General features: G+C 59.9%; 14 protein-coding genes. 8 read left to right on the forward strand and 6 right to left on the reverse strand.

The features are described 5' to 3' along the window. Together BDB13_RS18995 and BDB13_RS19000 are read left to right on the forward strand one after the other, a co-directional pair. The gene (locus BDB13_RS18995; RefSeq protein ID WP_094275031.1) at nucleotides 1-1527 is read left to right on the forward strand and encodes a TldD/PmbA family protein; all 1527 of its coding nucleotides are present in this window, start codon (nucleotides 1-3) and stop codon (nucleotides 1525-1527) included. Next, nucleotides 1524-2885: a metallopeptidase TldD-related protein gene (locus BDB13_RS19000; protein WP_094273010.1), complete on the forward strand. Its 1362-nt coding sequence runs from the start codon at nucleotides 1524-1526 to the stop codon at nucleotides 2883-2885. The genes BDB13_RS18995 and BDB13_RS19000 overlap by 4 nt, the downstream gene beginning before the upstream one ends. Before the next feature lie 60 nt (nucleotides 2886-2945). Here the strand turns inward: BDB13_RS19000 and BDB13_RS19005 are convergent, their stop codons facing one another. Further along, on the reverse strand, nucleotides 2946-4316 hold the full coding sequence (locus BDB13_RS19005; protein ID WP_094273012.1) for a flavin-containing monooxygenase: 1371 nt from the start codon (nucleotides 4314-4316) through the stop codon (nucleotides 2946-2948). Nucleotides 4317-4728: 412 nt separating this feature from the next. Between BDB13_RS19005 and BDB13_RS19010 the strand changes: the two genes are divergently transcribed. Then, the gene (locus BDB13_RS19010; RefSeq protein WP_094273014.1) at nucleotides 4729-6045 is read left to right on the forward strand and encodes a ferredoxin reductase family protein; all 1317 of its coding nucleotides are present in this window, start codon (nucleotides 4729-4731) and stop codon (nucleotides 6043-6045) included. Between the two features lie 872 nt (nucleotides 6046-6917). On the opposite strand, the gene ubiG is transcribed toward BDB13_RS19010, so the two are convergent. Further along, complete coding sequence (gene ubiG / locus BDB13_RS19015) at nucleotides 6918-7703, reverse strand: bifunctional 2-polyprenyl-6-hydroxyphenol methylase/3-demethylubiquinol 3-O-methyltransferase UbiG (protein WP_094273015.1); 786 nt, start codon at nucleotides 7701-7703, stop codon at nucleotides 6918-6920. A 444-nt stretch (nucleotides 7704-8147) separates the two neighbouring features. Then, nucleotides 8148-8594, reverse strand: coding sequence for a hypothetical protein (locus tag BDB13_RS32195; protein WP_094273017.1), 447 nt, complete (start codon nucleotides 8592-8594; stop codon nucleotides 8148-8150). A gap of 80 nt (nucleotides 8595-8674) precedes the next feature. Here BDB13_RS32195 and BDB13_RS19025 point away from each other — a divergent pair, with 80 nt between their 5' ends. Then, nucleotides 8675-10624 carry an acyl-CoA dehydrogenase family protein gene (locus BDB13_RS19025; protein ID WP_094273019.1) on the forward strand — a complete coding sequence of 650 codons (1950 nt, stop codon included), beginning with the start codon at nucleotides 8675-8677 and terminating at the stop codon, nucleotides 10622-10624. Between the two features lie 227 nt (nucleotides 10625-10851). After that, nucleotides 10852-11511, forward strand: coding sequence for a maleylpyruvate isomerase family mycothiol-dependent enzyme (locus BDB13_RS19030; protein ID WP_094273021.1), 660 nt, complete (start codon nucleotides 10852-10854; stop codon nucleotides 11509-11511). A 50-nt stretch (nucleotides 11512-11561) separates the two neighbouring features. Here the strand turns inward: BDB13_RS19030 and BDB13_RS19035 are convergent, their stop codons facing one another. From BDB13_RS19035 to BDB13_RS19045, 3 genes are all read right to left on the reverse strand, one after another. Further along, a complete protein-coding gene (locus tag BDB13_RS19035) occupies nucleotides 11562-12263 on the reverse strand; it encodes a hypothetical protein (RefSeq protein WP_094273023.1) in 702 nt (233 codons plus the stop codon). A gap of 154 nt (nucleotides 12264-12417) precedes the next feature. After that, the gene (locus tag BDB13_RS19040; RefSeq protein WP_254922877.1) at nucleotides 12418-12828 is read right to left on the reverse strand and encodes a hypothetical protein; all 411 of its coding nucleotides are present in this window, start codon (nucleotides 12826-12828) and stop codon (nucleotides 12418-12420) included. Further along, complete coding sequence (locus BDB13_RS19045) at nucleotides 12828-13073, reverse strand: hypothetical protein (RefSeq protein ID WP_094273027.1); 246 nt, start codon at nucleotides 13071-13073, stop codon at nucleotides 12828-12830. The genes BDB13_RS19040 and BDB13_RS19045 overlap by 1 nt, the downstream gene beginning before the upstream one ends. Before the next feature lie 397 nt (nucleotides 13074-13470). Here BDB13_RS19045 and mhpA point away from each other — a divergent pair, with 397 nt between their 5' ends. The 3 genes from mhpA to BDB13_RS19060 are packed head-to-tail and all read left to right on the forward strand — an operon-like array spanning nucleotide 13471 to nucleotide 17048. After that, nucleotides 13471-15192, forward strand: a complete 1722-nt coding sequence (gene mhpA, locus BDB13_RS19050; protein ID WP_094273029.1) for a bifunctional 3-(3-hydroxy-phenyl)propionate/3-hydroxycinnamic acid hydroxylase MhpA — start codon at nucleotides 13471-13473, stop codon at nucleotides 15190-15192. Between the two features lie 48 nt (nucleotides 15193-15240). After that, nucleotides 15241-16107 carry an alpha/beta fold hydrolase gene (locus tag BDB13_RS19055; protein WP_094273031.1) on the forward strand — a complete coding sequence of 289 codons (867 nt, stop codon included), beginning with the start codon at nucleotides 15241-15243 and terminating at the stop codon, nucleotides 16105-16107. Next, nucleotides 16104-17048 carry a 3-carboxyethylcatechol 2,3-dioxygenase gene (locus BDB13_RS19060; protein ID WP_094273032.1) on the forward strand — a complete coding sequence of 315 codons (945 nt, stop codon included), beginning with the start codon at nucleotides 16104-16106 and terminating at the stop codon, nucleotides 17046-17048. Before BDB13_RS19055 ends, BDB13_RS19060 begins: the two co-directional genes overlap by 4 nt. The last annotated feature ends 51 nt before the right edge of the window (nucleotides 17049-17099 follow it).

Genomic DNA, 17099 nt, shown 5'->3' on the forward strand with positions numbered 1-17099 from the left:
ATGGCGGTGACCGTCACCCGAGATGTCGATGCAGATTTCCTCGCCCTCCCCCTCAATGCCGTTGCGGACGCCGCGCTGTCCGCAGCCCGCGCTGCCGGAGCGCAGCACGCGGATGTCCGCGTACACCGATTACTCACCCAGTCGATCCGGTTGCGCGACGGCAAGGTTCAAGCCGTCTCGGACAGCGACGAAGTGGGATTGGCCGTCCGTGTCATCGTCGACGGCACGTGGGGTTTCGCTTCGCACGCCGAGGTGTCGCCGGAGATCGCAGTACTGATCGCCCGCCAAGCCGTCGAGGTCGCCTTGGCATTGCGTTCGCTCAATCGCGACCCGGTCACTCTGGCCGATGAACCTGTCTATGCCGACGCAACCTGGGTTTCGCCGTACACGGTGGATCCTTTCGCAGTTCCGACGGCTGAAAAGGTTGATCTGCTTGTCGACTATTCCGGACGTCTGCAGGCATCCGACGGCGTCGACCATGTCACGGCCAGCGTGTTGCAGGTCAAGGAGCAGACCTTCTACGCCGACCTGGCCGGTTCCTCGATCACCCAACAACGAGTGCGTCTGCACCCCGAGTTCGAGGCAACTGCCGTCGACAAGTCGGCAGGCAGTTTCGAGTCGATGCGGACGTTGGCTCCGCCGGTGGCCCGCGGCTGGGAATACCTGGGCTCGGAAAGCACCTGGGACTGGGCCGACGAACTGGCACACATCCCAGAGTGGCTGGCCGAGAAGGTCAAGGCTCCGTCCGTCACACCGGGTCTGACGGACCTGGTGATCGATCCGACAAATCTGTGGCTCACGATCCACGAATCCATTGGCCATGCAACCGAATACGACCGCGCCATCGGATACGAAGCCGCGTACGCCGGCACCTCGTTCGCGACGCCCGACAAGTTGGGCACTCTGAAATACGGCACACCGATCATGCACGTCACCGCTGACCGAACCGCCGAGCACGGCCTGGCCAGCGTCGGGTTCGACGACGACGGGGTTGCATCGCAGCGGTGGGATCTCGTGAACGACGGCACCCTGGTCGGCTACCAACTCGATCGCGCGTTTGCCCCGCGTCTGGGCTTGGAGCGTTCCAACGGTTGCTCGTATGCCGACTCCGCGCACCACGTTCCGATCCAGCGGATGGCCAATGTGTCGCTCTCGGCGGACCCTGAAACTGATACGTCGACGACCGAGTTGATCTCACGCGTCGAAAACGGCATCTATGTTGTCGGCGACAAGTCATGGTCAATTGACATGCAGCGCTACAACTTCCAGTTCACCGGTCAGCGATTCTTCAAGATCCGTGACGGCAAGCTCGACGGCCAACTCCGCGACGTCGCGTATCAAGCCACGACCACTGACTTCTGGGGGTCCATGGAAGCCGTGGGCGGAGCATCGACCTGGAAGTTGGGCGGCGCCTTCAACTGTGGCAAAGCTCAACCGGGGCAAGTTGCGGCCGTCAGTCACGGTTGCCCGTCCGCACTGTTCCGCGGAGTCAACATCCTCAACACCCGTTCGGAGGCTCAGCAGTGATCACGGCGCAGCAGTTAGTCGAACGCGCATTGGCTGCGCGGACTGTCGACGAATCGATAGTCATCGTGACCGACGCCAGCGAAGCGTCGTTGCGGTGGGCCAACAATTCGATGACCACCAACGGAGTGTCACTCTCTCGCACGTGGACGGTCATTTCGATTGTGCGCGCCGGTGACGTTGCCCGCGTCGGTACGGTCAGTTCCAGCAGTGTTGATCCTGAGCAGATCATCACTGTTGTGAAGGCCAGCGAGGAGGCTGCACGCACAGCAACACCCGCCGACGACGCCTCCGATCTCATACCGGCAGGTCCAGCCGATTCCGACTGGGACCTGGCGCCAGTGCTCACCGATATCAGTGTCTTTACGCAACTAGCGTCGGATCTTGCAACCGGTTTCGACGGTGACGATCAACTGTTCGGCTTTGCCCACCACCAACTGCACACGACGTGGCTGGGTACTTCGAGCGGAGTGCGTCGACGCACTGTCCAGCGCACCGGTTCCATCGAAATCAACGGCAAGCGCGGCGACGCCAGCGCCTGGGTCGGATCCGGCACCGTCGACTTCACCGATATCTCCACACCGAACTTGTTGTCACAGTTGACCACTCGTCTCGACTGGGCAAAGAATACGGTGAGTCTGCCGGCTGGACGGTACGAAACAATCCTGCCCCCGTCCGCTGTCGCCGACCTCATGATCTACCTGATGTGGACCATGGAGGGTCGCGGAGCCGAGGAAGGCCACACGGCTCTTTCCACTACCGGCGGAACGCGGATCGGTGAAACCCTCGGCAACTTGAACTTGACTCTGACGTCCGACCCCGACGCAGTAGGCCTGGAATCTGCGCCGTTTGTTGTCACCACGTCGTCGAGCGAATCCGTCTCGCTCTTCGACAACGGCCTGGACATCGATCGGGTCGATTGGATCAAGGACGGCACAATCGCCGCTCTGGCATATCCGCGTCACGCTGCCCGAGAATTCGGTCGGCCGGTCGCCGTTCCCGGCGACAACCTGCTCCTGACCGGCGGTGACGGCAGTTCCATCGAGGACATGATCGCCAACACCGAGAAGGGACTCCTTCTCACGACTCTGTGGTACATCCGGGAAGTGGATCCCACGACGCTGCTGCTCACCGGGTTGACGCGCGACGGGGTGTATTTGATCGAGAACGGAAAGATCGTGGGAGCGGTCAACAACTTCCGATTCAACGAGAGCCCACTCGATCTGTTGAGGAGGGTCACCGAGGCCGGTCGCACCGAGGTCACACTCCCCCGCGAGTGGAAGGACTGGTTCACCCGTACCGCCATGCCGCCGCTGCGGATCCCCGACTTTCACATGTCGTCGGTCAGCGCAGCGCAGTAGAACGCAAGGTCGTTGTGCCCCAGAACTCTGGGGCACAACGCCTAGATCACGAGCACTCGCTCAACGCTGCAGAGCAGGCGTGGGGAGACTGTTTCGAAGGAATGCTTCGGACGAGTCATCAAGGATATCGAGCCAGTCATCATGCAACGGCGGCGCGACAGTTCCGGTGAGCGTCGAGGCATAACTCTGGTTCCGGTACCCCATGATGTCTTTCTTTTTATCGCGCTTCCAGTCTTCGAACAACTCACCCTGCTTTTCGACGTGAAATTCCGGGTAATCAGTCTGATCGACGAGGTCGCGAATATAGGCGGCCTGGAACTTGATTTCACTGGACGCAGTGGTCAGAGATTCCTCGCGCCCACGCCATTCGTCGATATTCTGATCCCGCGTATCACGATCGGGCAATGCGATACGACCGAGAATAGCGTCTCGCGCATACCAAGCCTGTGCGTCGAACATATTGAAAGTGAAGTACTGGTCCTGCATTCCCAGATACATCAGTTTCGGATTGTCCTGAAAGAAAATTCCCTTGTAGATATCTCGGGGGTAGAGCCGGTTCTTGGTCTTCAGCTTGAGATGGTCTGGCAAGAATGGGAAGTGATGCTGGTAACCGGTGCACAGAATAATGGCATCGACTTCGCGGGTGCTGCCGTCCTGGAACGTGGCGACGTTGCCGTCAAGCCCGGTGAGCAGCGGAACCTCGGAGAAGGCGTCGGGCCAGTCGTGTCCCATCGGGGCGGTGCGGTAACTGAAGGTGACTTCTGCGGCCCCGTACTTGAAGCACTGAGTCCCGATGTCCTCGGCGGAATAACTGCTACCCACCAGGAGCAGACGTTTTCCCGTGAACTCGCGTGCATCGCGGAAGTCATGGGCGTGTAGAACTCGTCCCGGGAACTGTTCCAAGCCGTCGAAGTCAGGTGCGTTGGGTGTAGAGAAGTGCCCGGTGGCGACGATGACGTAGTCGAACTCGTTGGATTCGAGTTGTCCACGGCCATGGTCCATGACGGTGACCGTGAACTTCTCGGTCTCGTCGCAATAGGTCACCCCGTGGACTGCGGTATTGAAGCGAATGTACTTGCGCACATCGCTCTTCTCAACGCGACCCATGATGTATTCGAGGAGGACTTCACGCGGAGGGTATGAAGGAATTGGATGCCCGAAATGTTCCTCGAAGGAATAATCGGCAAATTCTAGACATTCTTTGGGGCCGTTCGACCACAGGTATCGGTACATACTAGCGTGGACTGGTTCGCCATTTTGATCCAGACCGGTGCGCCAGTTGTAATTCCACATGCCGCCACAGTCGCTTTGCTTTTCGTAGCACACTATGTCGGGGACCGCGCCAAGACCTGATTTCCGTGCAGATTCGAAGGCTCGCAGCTGCGCGAGGCCACTCGGACCGGCTCCTAGAATCGCGATCTTTGGCGTCAAAGTAATCTCCCTATTTTGTTCGACATTTACCTCAGTATAACGAAGAAAATAGGTGACTCGTGTACGGTGTCCGCGATACAAAAATTCGGGACCTATTTTGTCTCGATATTTGCGACGATATTTCTTCTAATCACGTGCCACAAATTTTCCCGAAAGACCTTGTAGCAAAGGTGCATTCGACCAAATTTTCGAGGAAACGGTCCACAGCAGTGCGGGAGTCACTGCGGCCTGGTTACAGCCTGAGCAGTTCGAGGGTTCGATGCCGACGGCCGGCCCGCGCGACGCGCCGGTGCGATCCACCCGTGTTCGAGCCCCGACAGACACCGCTCGGAGTAGCGTCCCGGAAGGTGACTGCTGATGTTTCGGCACCGGACCATCCTGCCCAGAGCGACGAAGAAGGGCGTGTCCGATCATGACGCTGCTATCACGGGGAATCGCCTGGATCGGGCTCTATCTGGCAGTGGCGGTGATTCCGCTGGTGTTCGCGGTACTCGGCCATTCCGGTCCGGGGCGCGGTTTCCTCACCGAATTCTCTGTCGCCCTCGGCTTTATCGGACTGTCGATGATGGGGATGCAGTTCGCGCTGGTCGCACGATTCCAAACGGCGGCAAAACCCTTCGGGGAGGACGCGCTGGTTCAATTCCATCGCGAGATTTCGTATGTCGCATTGGCGTTCATTCTCGCTCATCCGATCCTTCTGCAGGTTGCCGGAATCGACATCGTGGGCCTGCTCAATCTTGCGCAAGCTCCCTGGCGGGCACGATTCGCAGTGACCTCGACAGTGCTGTTGCTGGTGCTCATTGCCACCTCGATCTGGCGCCGGCGAATGAAAATTCGCTACGAGGTGTGGCAGGTGCTGCACGGTGCTGTATCGGTACTGGTCGTCGCGTTCGCACTCGCGCATGTTTTTCTGGTCGGCTATTACGTCGACGATGCGTGGAAGAAATGGCTGTGGGCGATCATGACCGGCGCACTGATCTTCCTATTGTTGTGGGTTCGGGTAATCAGGCCGCTCATGCGTTTGCGCCAACCCTGGAAAATCGAGTCCGTGGTCCAGGAACGTGGTGACGCCGTCACGTTGACGATGGTCCCGATCGGTCATCAAGGTTTCCGATTCGAACCGGGTCAATTCGGCTGGCTCACCGTCGACCGCTCACCATTCTCGGTCACCTCGCACCCGTTCTCCTTTTCGTCCAGCGCTGAGAACGGAACGGCAATATCGATGACCATCAAATCGCTCGGCGATTTCACCTCCACCGTCGGAACCATCTCCCCCGGCACTCCGGCCTATCTCGACGGACCGCACGGCGTCTTCACACCGGACCACAATGACGGCCCGGGTTTCGTTCTGATTGCAGGTGGAGTCGGCATAACGCCGATGATGAGCATTCTGCGCACCATGGCTGATCGCCGAGATAATCGGCCTTATCTGCTCTTTTACGCCAGCAACTCGCTCGACGACATCACCTTCGACGAGGAACTAAATGAACTGAAGCTGCGTCTGAACCTGACAATCGTCCATATCTTGAGGACCCCACCTGCGGATTGGACTGGCGAACAGGGGTTCCTCGATCACGACATGCTTGCCCGCCATCTCCCCGACCATCATGAGCGTCTGCAGTACTTCGTCTGTGGGCCAGGCCCGATGCTCGATGCCATCGAGAATGCGCTCACCGAACTGGGAGTGCCGGCGCCACATCTACACACCGAACGATTCATCTTCGTCTGATCGGAGTTCTCATGCGTCACGTTTACACCACCCGCGCAGTCATCCTCATCACGCTCATACTTCTCGGAGCGTCCGCCGCCTTCGGTCTGGCGATGACCTGAGCTGAACCACATCAGTGTTAGGCTGATTTTTGTCGCGCGAGTTGTGGATTGACATCCACCTCGCGCATTTGTCGTCCAGGGGCGCGTCTGGATCTGTTTGATGCACTAGCCGAAACATCACCGGCAGGTGCTCCGGACACCAACGCGCACAATCTTTCCGCCCAAGTTATCCGAGCGTTGGCGCGGAACCGCTAACCGTTCGGGGTCGTGCGAGAGCACCCATCGGACAGACCTACTCGAACTAGCTGCGCCGACGGACGACCGATTCGCCGTCCGCCAGATTGTCACCGCGACCGACACCGCCTGCAAGTGAACGACCCGAGTGGCTTGCCATAGCATCGTGCCCAAACTGGTGTCGTCGCTACGATTTTCGATCAACGTGACGGCGCCCTGAAGGGCCAGAGTCTCAAGCTCGAGGCTTCTCGTCGTCAACTGGACTCAGTGCGACCCTTCGCTCAAATCCGTTGTCACGCAATGCCGTGCTCCTGCACCGATCCCCAAAACTCCACGCCACCACAATTCACGTTCCTCGGATTCCGTCCAGACCACTAAATCCATTCCGCTCTCCTTCGAGTCGCCTTCTTTCTTGTTACCCATCGCACACGACTCGAAACGCCTGCATACCCGGGCAGCTGAGCGCCGACTGGTTGGTATTGTCAGGACGAAACCGGGCAGAACAACACCACACGCTCTCTCGTCGCTCTCACGACACCCGCCACGAGCTCACGTCCCTACGCAGGATATTGCTTGTCGCTCACGACAACGCGACCATCACCGCTTGACCGCATAACCCATATACGAGATTGCGGTAGTCCGAATCTGCCCGAAGTCCAGACGGCGGCTCAGCTCTCCGTAACTCAGCCTCACTCCCCCCGCACGCGCGAGATCGAGGAGGCGAAGCGGATTCTTCGACCTCGGCCCGAGCCCCACAATCTCACCGAGCTGCAGGCCGTGCCGCTCCATGACTGGTTCCAGCTCCCCCGGTCGGACGCACATGGACCAATCGTGGATGGGGGTGTCAAACATCCTGGTCACCCGCCATTCCTGCATGATCTTGATCGCGACCAGCTTACTGACCAAGGTGCGGTTGATGGTGTCGAACAGATACAGACCACCCGGCTTCAACGCTCGAGCTGTCTCGGTTATCACTGCGTCCAGGTCCGACACATGCTCGAGGACGTCGCAGCAATACGCGACGTCGAACGAGGAATCCGGGACGGGCAGTCGCTCTCCTACCCCAATTCGATATTCGATGTCGAGATCGCCACTGGCGGCATGGCGGCGCGCGGTATCGACCGACACCGCGGACGGATCGACCCCCACCACCCGGAACCCGATGCGAGTGAACTCCTCCGCGAGAAACCCACCGCCCGAACCGATGTCGAGGGCACACAGTCCGCTGTAGTCGGAACCGCGGTGCTCGGCGAGCACTCGGCGGAAGTATGCGAATCGTCCCGGTGTGAGACTCCCGTGCAGCAGATTGAGCGGGTTGTCCTCTTCCCACCAAGACTCCCCCACACGGTTGTAGACATCGTTGTCGATAACCAACCAGATCACCTCTCCTGCGCTGAGTGCACACACCGACGTCCAACATGTACACGGAGTTCGCATTCATCATGGGCGGACAGCATGTTCGCGCTGGGTCGTTGCCGGCGATGACTTTCCACATCCCGGCGCAGTGACCTCTCAGTCGAGAACCCATTCGGCATCATGTTCTGATACCCATCCATATCTCGACTATGACGCCCCGACCTCTGCCGGACAAGCCCCGAAAGATGTTCGGGATCAGATCCTCGGGGCATTGAGCTTGCGCGGGGCCGTCAGACGATATCGGGAGAGCGCACATCGCGAGCGGTGGATTACGCCGGGCGGTCTCGCCTGGGAAAGGACCTGCAACCTGTCCCGCATCGGAGAAACGTCTACCTGTTTGTCGGACACTTCTGCGGGTATCCACATCCGGATTACCGACGTGTTGTTTCCGCGAGAAAGGTCTCTGATGACTCAGCGGGCCACTTCTTCGCCCACTACCGTCCGGCACACACAATGATGTTGCTCAGCAACACAACACGTCTGGTGATGCGCACCGGCTACCGAATGATCCGAATTCCCCTGCGCTGCATCGACGAACAAATTTTGCCAACGTTCCTCGACGAAACAGCCCACGCAAGACTTGCCTACCAACGACTCCTGATCGAGTGCGACCGCATCGCGGCAGCTGTTCTCGATGACCCGTCGGCAGCCGCCCTCGCTGCTCGGGTCGATCAACGCAATGCCGTCGTCAGATATGGCATCGCTCGTCACCAACGCCAGATTCAGTGCGAAACCGACGCCGTGCTCGCCGGGCATCGAGCGCGATTTCTTCGTTCCCAGCATCGCCACGGGATGCGCTGGGATGGCCTGTGACACAACTCCGGGAGCCACAACCCGATCAACCGTCGATCTGACCATCCCGTAATAGTCCACCGCCCCTGCGAAGGGAGAACACTGGAAGTACATCGCCGATCGCCGATCGCCGAGGAGGAGTCAACATGATGGCCACTCAAAAGTTGAAAGCGACCGAGGAACAGTCGAGAACTCTCGTCGAAGAGTCACGGACCCAAGGATGGGACAAACCCTCGTTCTGCAAGGAGTTGTTCCTCGGGCGGTTTCAGCTCGATCTTGTCCACCCCTATCCGAAACCGGCACCCGAAGAATCCACGAAGGCCGACCATTTTCTGGAAAAGCTGGCCTCATACTGCGCCTCGCTGGACGGCTCGGAAATCGAGCGGGAAGAACGCATTCCCGATGAATACGTCGCAGGTTTCGCAAAACTAGGGTGCTTCGGTCTGAAAATCTCCGAAGAGTACGGCGGAGTCGGCCTTACACAAGTCGCCTACAACAAGGCGCTGATGCTCATCAGCTCGGTGCATGCATCCCTCGGTGCACTCATGTCCGCCCATCAATCGATCGGCGTACCCGAGCCACTCAAACTTGCCGGTACGCCAGAGCAGAAGGCACGGTTCCTGCCGCGCTGTGCGAAGGGTGCGATCTCAGCCTTCCTGCTCACAGAACCAGACGTCGGATCCGATCCCGCCCGAATGGCGAGTTCCGCGGTCCCGACAGAGGACAGCGAAGCCTACGAAGTCGACGGTGTGAAATTGTGGACTACCAACGGCGTTGTCGCGGAACTACTGGTGGTGATGGCACGAGTGCCAACGAGCGACGGTCATCGCGGCGGAATCTCTGCGTTTGTCGTCGAGGCGGACTCCCCTGGAATCACCGTCGAACGGCGCAACAGGTTCATGGGATTGCGAGGAATCGAAAACGGCGTCACCCGAATGCACAAGGTCCGGGTGCCGAAGGAAAACTTGATCGGGCGTGAGGGTGACGGCCTCAAGATCGCCCTGACTACGCTGAACGCCGGACGACTGGCGATTCCTGCGATGTGCTCGGGCGCCGGTAAGTGGAGCCAGAAGATCGCACGTGAATGGTCAGCAGAGCGCGTGCAGTGGGGCCGGCCCGTGGGTGAGCATGCGGCTGTTGCGAACAAACTTTCGTTCATCGCAGCGACAAATTACGCACTCGAAGCTGTACTCGACTTGTCGGGGCAGATGGCCGACGAGGGCCGCAACGACATCCGGATCGAGGCGGCGCTCGCGAAGCTGTGGGCCAGCGAGATGTCATGGCTCGTCGTCGACGAGTTGGTCCAGATCCGTGGCGGACGTGGTTACGAGACGGCCGATTCGCTCAAAGCGCGCGGCGAGCGGGCTGTCCCGGCAGAGCAGCTTCTGCGCGATATGCGGATCAACCGCATTTTCGAGGGGTCGAGCGAAATCATGCGACTGCTGGTCGCGCGCGAGGCGTCCGATGCGCACATCGTCGCAGCCGGCGATCTGGTGAATCCCAAGGCTGCTCCGAGTGCGAAGGCGAAATCTGCGGTAAAGGCCACCGGCTTCTACGCCAAGTGGATGCCTCAACTCGTCGCCGGTAAGGGTCAATTGCCGACGTCGTACAGCGAGTTCGGCTCGCTGGCAACACATCTGCGCTTCATCGAGCGCAGTTCCCGCAAACTAGCCCGCTCGATGCTGTACGGGATGGCGCGCTGGCAGGCCAAGCTGGAGTACCGGCAAGGATTCCTCGGTCGGATCGTGGACATCGGCGCCGAGTTGTTCGCCATGTCCGCGGTGATCGTTCGCGCCGAAAGTCAGCGCATCCAGGACGCTGCACAGGGTGAGACGGCATACCAACTGGCCGATGCCTTCTGCGAGCAAGCAACACTGCGAGTGGAGAAACTATTCGCCGCGCTGTGGCACAACACCGATGATACCGACGGCAAGCTCGCTGCCGGCCTGCTCGACGGTAAGTACAACTGGATGGAGGGCGGTGTACTCGACCAGAGTGAGGGCACTGGACCGTGGATCTCGCAATGGCAACCCGGTGCGTCGACCGAAGAAAACGTATCGAACCCGTTCTTGCCCTCCACCAAGCGCGTCATTTAGCGTCGAAACCCGGGGTTGCCAACTGTTGGTCAACTAAGACTGTTTTGTGTTGTTCGATGCAGTTCGATCGAGCTTCTCGCTAGTGCCCAGCAGTCCGGTCGCATCCGAAGCCGTGTCACTCCCACCGACATCACCCTGGAGATCGTGCTCGCCGCGAGGTAGAAACGCCACCGACGCACCACCAAAGCTCTAGGTAGAGTTGCCTCACCCAACAGAAGGGACCGACGATGGCGAGAGCACAAGACGACCACCTGATGGCGTCGATTCACGCCGAGCGGGCTTCGTTGGCGGAAGACCTGTCAATCATCAGCGCAGAACAGTGGCGGCACGGCACCTTGTGTGGCCAGTGGGACGTCGAGCACGTCGTCGCCCACCTCACCGCTGCTGCGAGCCTCAACCAGTGGCAGTGGGTTCGCAGCATGATCGGTGCGCGATTCCGTCCCGATGTGCATAACCAACGTCGAATGCTGGAGCACCTCGGCACCACCCCCGACGAGACCCTCGAACAATTCCGAGCCGTCATCAACAGCAGCACAACACCTTCCGGACACACGCCGGCCTACCTCGGCGAAGTCGTCGTACACGCCCAAGACATCCGCCAGCCGCTGGGCCTGCCCCGAACACCGAGCGTCGACGCACTGACGCCCGTAGCCGAATTCTTCGCCCGACGTAACTTCGCCGTCCCCAGCCGTACCCGCGTCGCCGGCCTCCAGCTCCGCGCGGACGACGGGCCATTTGCCACGGGCTCCGGTCCCCTGGTCTCCGGATCGACCCTTGCTCTCGTGATGAGCATGGCGGGCCGAGTGCCGTACATCAATCAGCTCGACGGCGCGGGTGTGCCAACTCTGCGCTCACGCATCAATGGCACAGCCGATCCCCGGAACTGACGAGGCTGCGCCACCCTGGTGACTGTAGATCCGGATCCCCCGATGGGGCGCTACTCGAGGCAGAAAACACCGTCGCCGGGCCGCGCTGACGGATCGGGAATCAAGTCGGCGCACCTCTCGATACCAACGGCGCCAGATGTGAAATCCGAAAGCTGCGGACACACGTGGACGATCGCAGAATAGATGAGGTATTCGTACGCGGCAATGTCCGAACGATGGGATCCCTGAGCCTGAAGTGATTGCCACACACCGACGGCCCCTTGCTCCGCGATCGACGTACACGCCCGGCGACCTAGTTCGGCGGCGTGACCACGAATCTCACGCAACCGGGTCCCGGCGTACAAGGCACCGTCCAGTTGCGGGAGCCCACAGATATCCCGGGCGAAGGCGCCGTCACCGCCAGACGGCACCGAGTCGTTCACAATTTGGGACCATTCCGCCCTCTTCTGGCTTTCCAGGTCCTGACGCGAGGGGAACGACTGTTCCGGGTAGTGGTTGCGCTGGTCGTCGAAGATATTCTGCCAGTAGGCAACCGACTCGTCGACGCTCATGTTGGGTAGATCTGCGTCGAGACAATGTGCGGACGGGTCCATCGGTGCATCTGCGGGCAGTTCGGCGAAGTATCGAGGATTCGGCGTCTGCTCGGCCGCCGCGACATCGCTCGGCTTCTCCACGGGACTGCACGCAACCACGGCAAGTCCCGCGACAACGACGACTATTCCAGTCACTGCCCGGATGCACCGAAAAATCATGACAAGACCTTCCCTGAAAAAATCACGTACAGATTCGGTTCATCCGCAAATAGTCACCTCGGGCAGTGACGCGACCATCGCGAAAACGTCCAAAGCTTACGGCTCCCCCAAAGTCTGATCAGAGACCCCAGTTCAGTGGATCACCGCCGCAGCTTCAGGGGAATCGCTTCCGACCAATACTGAACACCTGCAACATGATTGCCAGCAACACCGCTAACAACGCCGGCGGGAAACTACCCGACACCGACGCCAATGACGGCGACGGCGACGTGAACGCCGAAAAGAAACCCGCCACCGACATCACCAACAGCAACCCCGCAACAAACCACCCGATCCAAGGCCTCGGAATCACAGCAGGAATCAAGCACAGCAGCACTGGTACCGCCAGAACCGGCACCACCGACCACCCGAAATAGCCCCAGATCGACTGATTACACTCGGTCTGCGGCCAGGAGAGTCCGATCTCGCAAGTCGTGATCTCGAAGATCTGCCACGATGCCACGAACACGCCGAGTGCGGTAGCGACAATCGCCAACACGAACCACGCCAACCGAATTGCCGTCATCACCCGAGCATGCCATCGGTGGCCTCGTATACCCCGGACCGGATCAATCTCCGGCAGGTTCTGAGGTACTGATCCGTGAGATGGACTCCCTGGTCGACCTGCCCGACGACGCTTGTGCCGGGATCGGCCACGAGCGTAGGCACGCGAACAACGAGTTGGCGGAGAATCCCATCGAGTGTGTCGGTCGCGTCAATCAGCAGCGATTCGGCGGCATCGGGCGTTCGCCCGCGTGCTGTCAGGGTCATTCCCGAGCGATCAGGTGCCCGGGTCACGGTCAATACCGGGTATGCGGCCTCACGGCCGAGACGCGCCGCAGCGCGAAATCATCGACACCGAACGTCGCAGATGCTAACCGTGTCGCCATGTGGACCTGCCAGCGCCCGGAACAGCCTGGCGCAACATTATCGCGCGGCCGTCGACAGTCCACTTCCTCGTCCTCCTTGTCGAAAAATGTCCTTACCTGCTGTTTTCGATCGCTCCCCTGTCATCGAGACCTCTGTCTGCGGCGTCCCATTGCGCGCAGATTGCGCTGCCCGTCACAAAAGCTGATTGACGTACCTCGATTCTTGGTTTCTAATAGTCCACGTAGAGCAAATAACGCACCATGACGTTCGATAGTTGCATTCACCCAGATGGGGAGCCATGAAAACCACTCAGGACACCGAAGTACTCATCGTCGGCGCCGGTCCCGCCGGCCTGATGCTTGCCAACATCCTCGGCATGTACGGCAAGCAGGTGACAGTGCTCGAAGCCATGGATGCGCTCATTGATTACCCGCGCGGAGTCGGACTCGACGACGAGTCATTCCGCACCATTCAGACGGTGGGCCTGGTGGAGGCGATCCGCCCGCACACCAACCCGCAGCACATCATGCGGTTGGTCAACGGGGCAGGCAAGGTCATTCTGGTCAACAATCCGCAGACCGTTGAATTCGGCTGGGAACGCAAGCATGGTTTCATCCAGCCCGAAGCTGACAAGGCTCTCTACGAGGGGCTTGCCCGCTTCGACAACGTCCAGGTGCTGTTCGGGCATCTCGTCGAGAATGTGGAAGAAGACGGACAGTCCGTCACCGCGATCGCGCTGGTAACAGGGCCGGATGGATCCGTCGAGGAACGCCGCTTCAGTGCGCAGTATCTGGTGGGGTGTGAAGGCGGCAAGTCTCCGACCCGCAAGCGTCTCGGCGTCAGCTTCGAGGGCGAATCACCCTCCACCCGTTGGCTTGTCGTGGACGTCAACAACGATCCACTCGGAACCCCCAACGTCTTCCTTGGTGCAGATCCGAAGCGCCCCTACGTATCCATCGGTTTACCCCATGCTGTTCGACGCTGGGAGTTCATGCTCCACGACGACGAAAGTGAAGAGCAGGTCACCGATCCGGAGTACGTGAATGCCCTTCTGGCAGATCATGTTCCGAACCCGTCGGAGCTGGACTTCATCCGTCGACGCGTCTTCACCCACCATGGCCGGGTGGCCTCCAACTTTCGTAAGGGTCGGCAGTTGATCGCCGGCGATGCCGCGCACCTGATGCCGGTGTGGATGGGCCAGGGCTGGAACTCCGGAATGCGCGATGCAACAAATCTGGGCTGGAAACTAGCCGCCGTCTTGTCCGGACAGGCGGATGACGCTCTGCTCGATACCTACACGTCCGAGCGTAAGGACCATGCGCAAGCAATGGTGGACCTGTCGCTGACCTTCGGCCGGCTCATCAAGATCACCAATCCGGTAGGAGCATTTCTCCGGGATTCCGCATCGTCAGTGCTCAACCTCTTCCCCCCGGTCAAGAGCTACTTCGCGGACATGCGGTTCAAGCCGATGCCGCGGTACACCAAGGGTGTGCTGGCCGATCCGAACACACAGGAATCGGGAAGTGCCGGCGCAAAACTCACCAGCAAACTCATTCCGGTCCTGACCGCCAACGTCAAGAACTCCCCGGTTGGCGTTCAGTTTCCCCAGCCGCGCGTGAACTCGCTCGCGGCATCGGATCAACTACTCGACGACGCGATCGGCAACTGGTGGTCAGTCATCGTCTGGGGCAACAACCCCAAGGACGTCTTGCCGCAGGCCTCGCTCGACAAGTTGTCCGCGCTCGGAGCCCGCCTGGTTGCGGTTGTGCCGGAGACCCAACGCGAATGGGCCGAGAAGGAAATGGATTCGGATGTGCTGGTCCTGGGCGATCACACCGGTCGACTAAAAAAATGGTTCGACGACCGACCCACTCCCCTGGTTTTCCTCCGCCCCGACCGGTTTGTGGCCGGAGCCTGCCTGACACAACATGCTCCGGCAACGCTGGACGCGATTCTGAAAGCAATGCGGTTCAACGAATCCAGCACCAGCAGCGAAAACCGGGTCCCGACAGCTCGCTAACCTCGCCTCGATTCACAGCACTGACCTCCCGAGAAAGCCAGATACTTCATGACAACTACCGAGATTCCCGCATACACCACTGACAAATTCTTCGGCCTCGACGACAAGTGGATCGAAACCGCCGACGGCGAACTCACCCACTATCACGAACTGGGAGAAGGCACGCCGATCCTCTTCCTGCACGGGTCAGGAACCGGCGTCACCGCCGCCGCAAACTGGTGGCTCAACCTTCCGACCCTCAGCGGACAGGGACGTTGCATTGCAATCGATTCCATCGGCTACGGACAGAGCGTCGTTGCTCCGAACACGGAGTACGGCATCAAAGAGTGGGTTCGTCATGCCGTGCGCGTGCTCGACGCACTGGGTATCGAGAAGACGTGGATCGTCGGAAACTCCCTCGGCGGCTGGCTGGCTTTCCAGTTCGCAATCGACTTCCCGGAGCGCCTACTGGGCATCGTCTCGATGGGTACCGGCGGGGCAAAGCTGACGGGCGCATTGGCCGGACACTCCAATCCGAACCTGACGGAAGAGGGCATCCGCAAAACACTTGAACTCTTCGTCGTCGACAAGTCCCTTGTCACTGACGAATTGGTGGCACTGCGGTACCAATCGGCCCTCAACGACACCGCGTCGGATCGGTTGGCCGAGGTGGTTGCGGCCCGTGACCGTGACCGCACCGAACTGCCCCTGGACTTCGAGGTGTTGTCCCGCTTGGACATTCCCGTTCTGCTGATCCACGGCGTGCAGGATGTGGTCATACCTGTTTCGCGGACATGGGAACTGCTCAACGTCATCCCGCATGCCGATTCGCACATCTTCAGCCAGTGCGGTCACTGGTCACAGGTGGAACGTGCCGAAGAGTTCAATACGGTTATCACGGAGTATCTTTCCTCTCGGGGTGTGAGCCGGTCATGAAGCAGGCACTGCTGTGCATGTCGCACAGTCCCCTACTGCACCACCTCGATCCACCGGCCGACGTCAAGGCATCAGTGAACGCCGCATTCGACCAGGCACGCGCCTTTGTTCACAATTTTGATCCCGATGTGATCGTGAACTTCGGACCCGATCACTACAACGGCTTCTTCTACGATCTGATGCCGCCGTTCTGCATCGGCTACAAAGCCAAAGGCACCGGCGACTACGACTCGTTCGACGGTGACCTGAACGTACCCGCGGAACTTGCCGAGGACCTCGCGCAGTACGTAATGGACCAAGGCATCGACATTGCGATTTCCCGTCAAATGGAGGTCGATCACGGCGCGGTGCAACCGATGGAGATCATCTACGGCGACGTGGCGTCCAAGCCGCTGATCCCGGTGTTCGTCAACTCGGTGGCCAGACCGTTCGTGAAGGTCGCGCGGGTACGCAAGTTCGGCGAGGCTATCGGCGAGTATTTCAAGAACTCGGACAAGAAAGTCCTGTTCATCGGGTCCGGTGGCCTCTCTCATGACCCTCCGGTTCCACAGATCGCCACGGCCAACGAGGCACAGCGCAAAATGCTCACAGACGGACGGAATCCAACGCCGGAAGCGCGTGCGGCGCGGCAACAGCGGGTCATCGATACCGCAGTGAAATTCGCCGCCGACGAGGCGGACATCATGGACCTCAATCCGGAGTGGGACCGAAGATTTCTCGACGTCTGCGATTCGGGACGTGTCGAGGACTTCGATCGATACACCGCCGACGACATGGATGCGGTAGCGGGCCACTCCTCTCACGAGGTACGCAATTGGGTCGCTGCGTATTCAGCCCTTCGCGCGTGCGGTGACTACGAGATCACTTACGAGTTCTACCGGCCGATCAAGGAATACATTTCCGGATTCGCCGTCACGACAGCGGTTTTGAGAGAAACCTGACCGCCACCGAGTAGGGCGAAGCCCCCTCCACCCTTATGAAAGTAGATCTCG

This window comes from Rhodococcus sp. OK302 (genome assembly GCF_002245895.1).
Lineage (GTDB): Bacteria > Actinomycetota > Actinomycetes > Mycobacteriales > Mycobacteriaceae > Rhodococcus_F.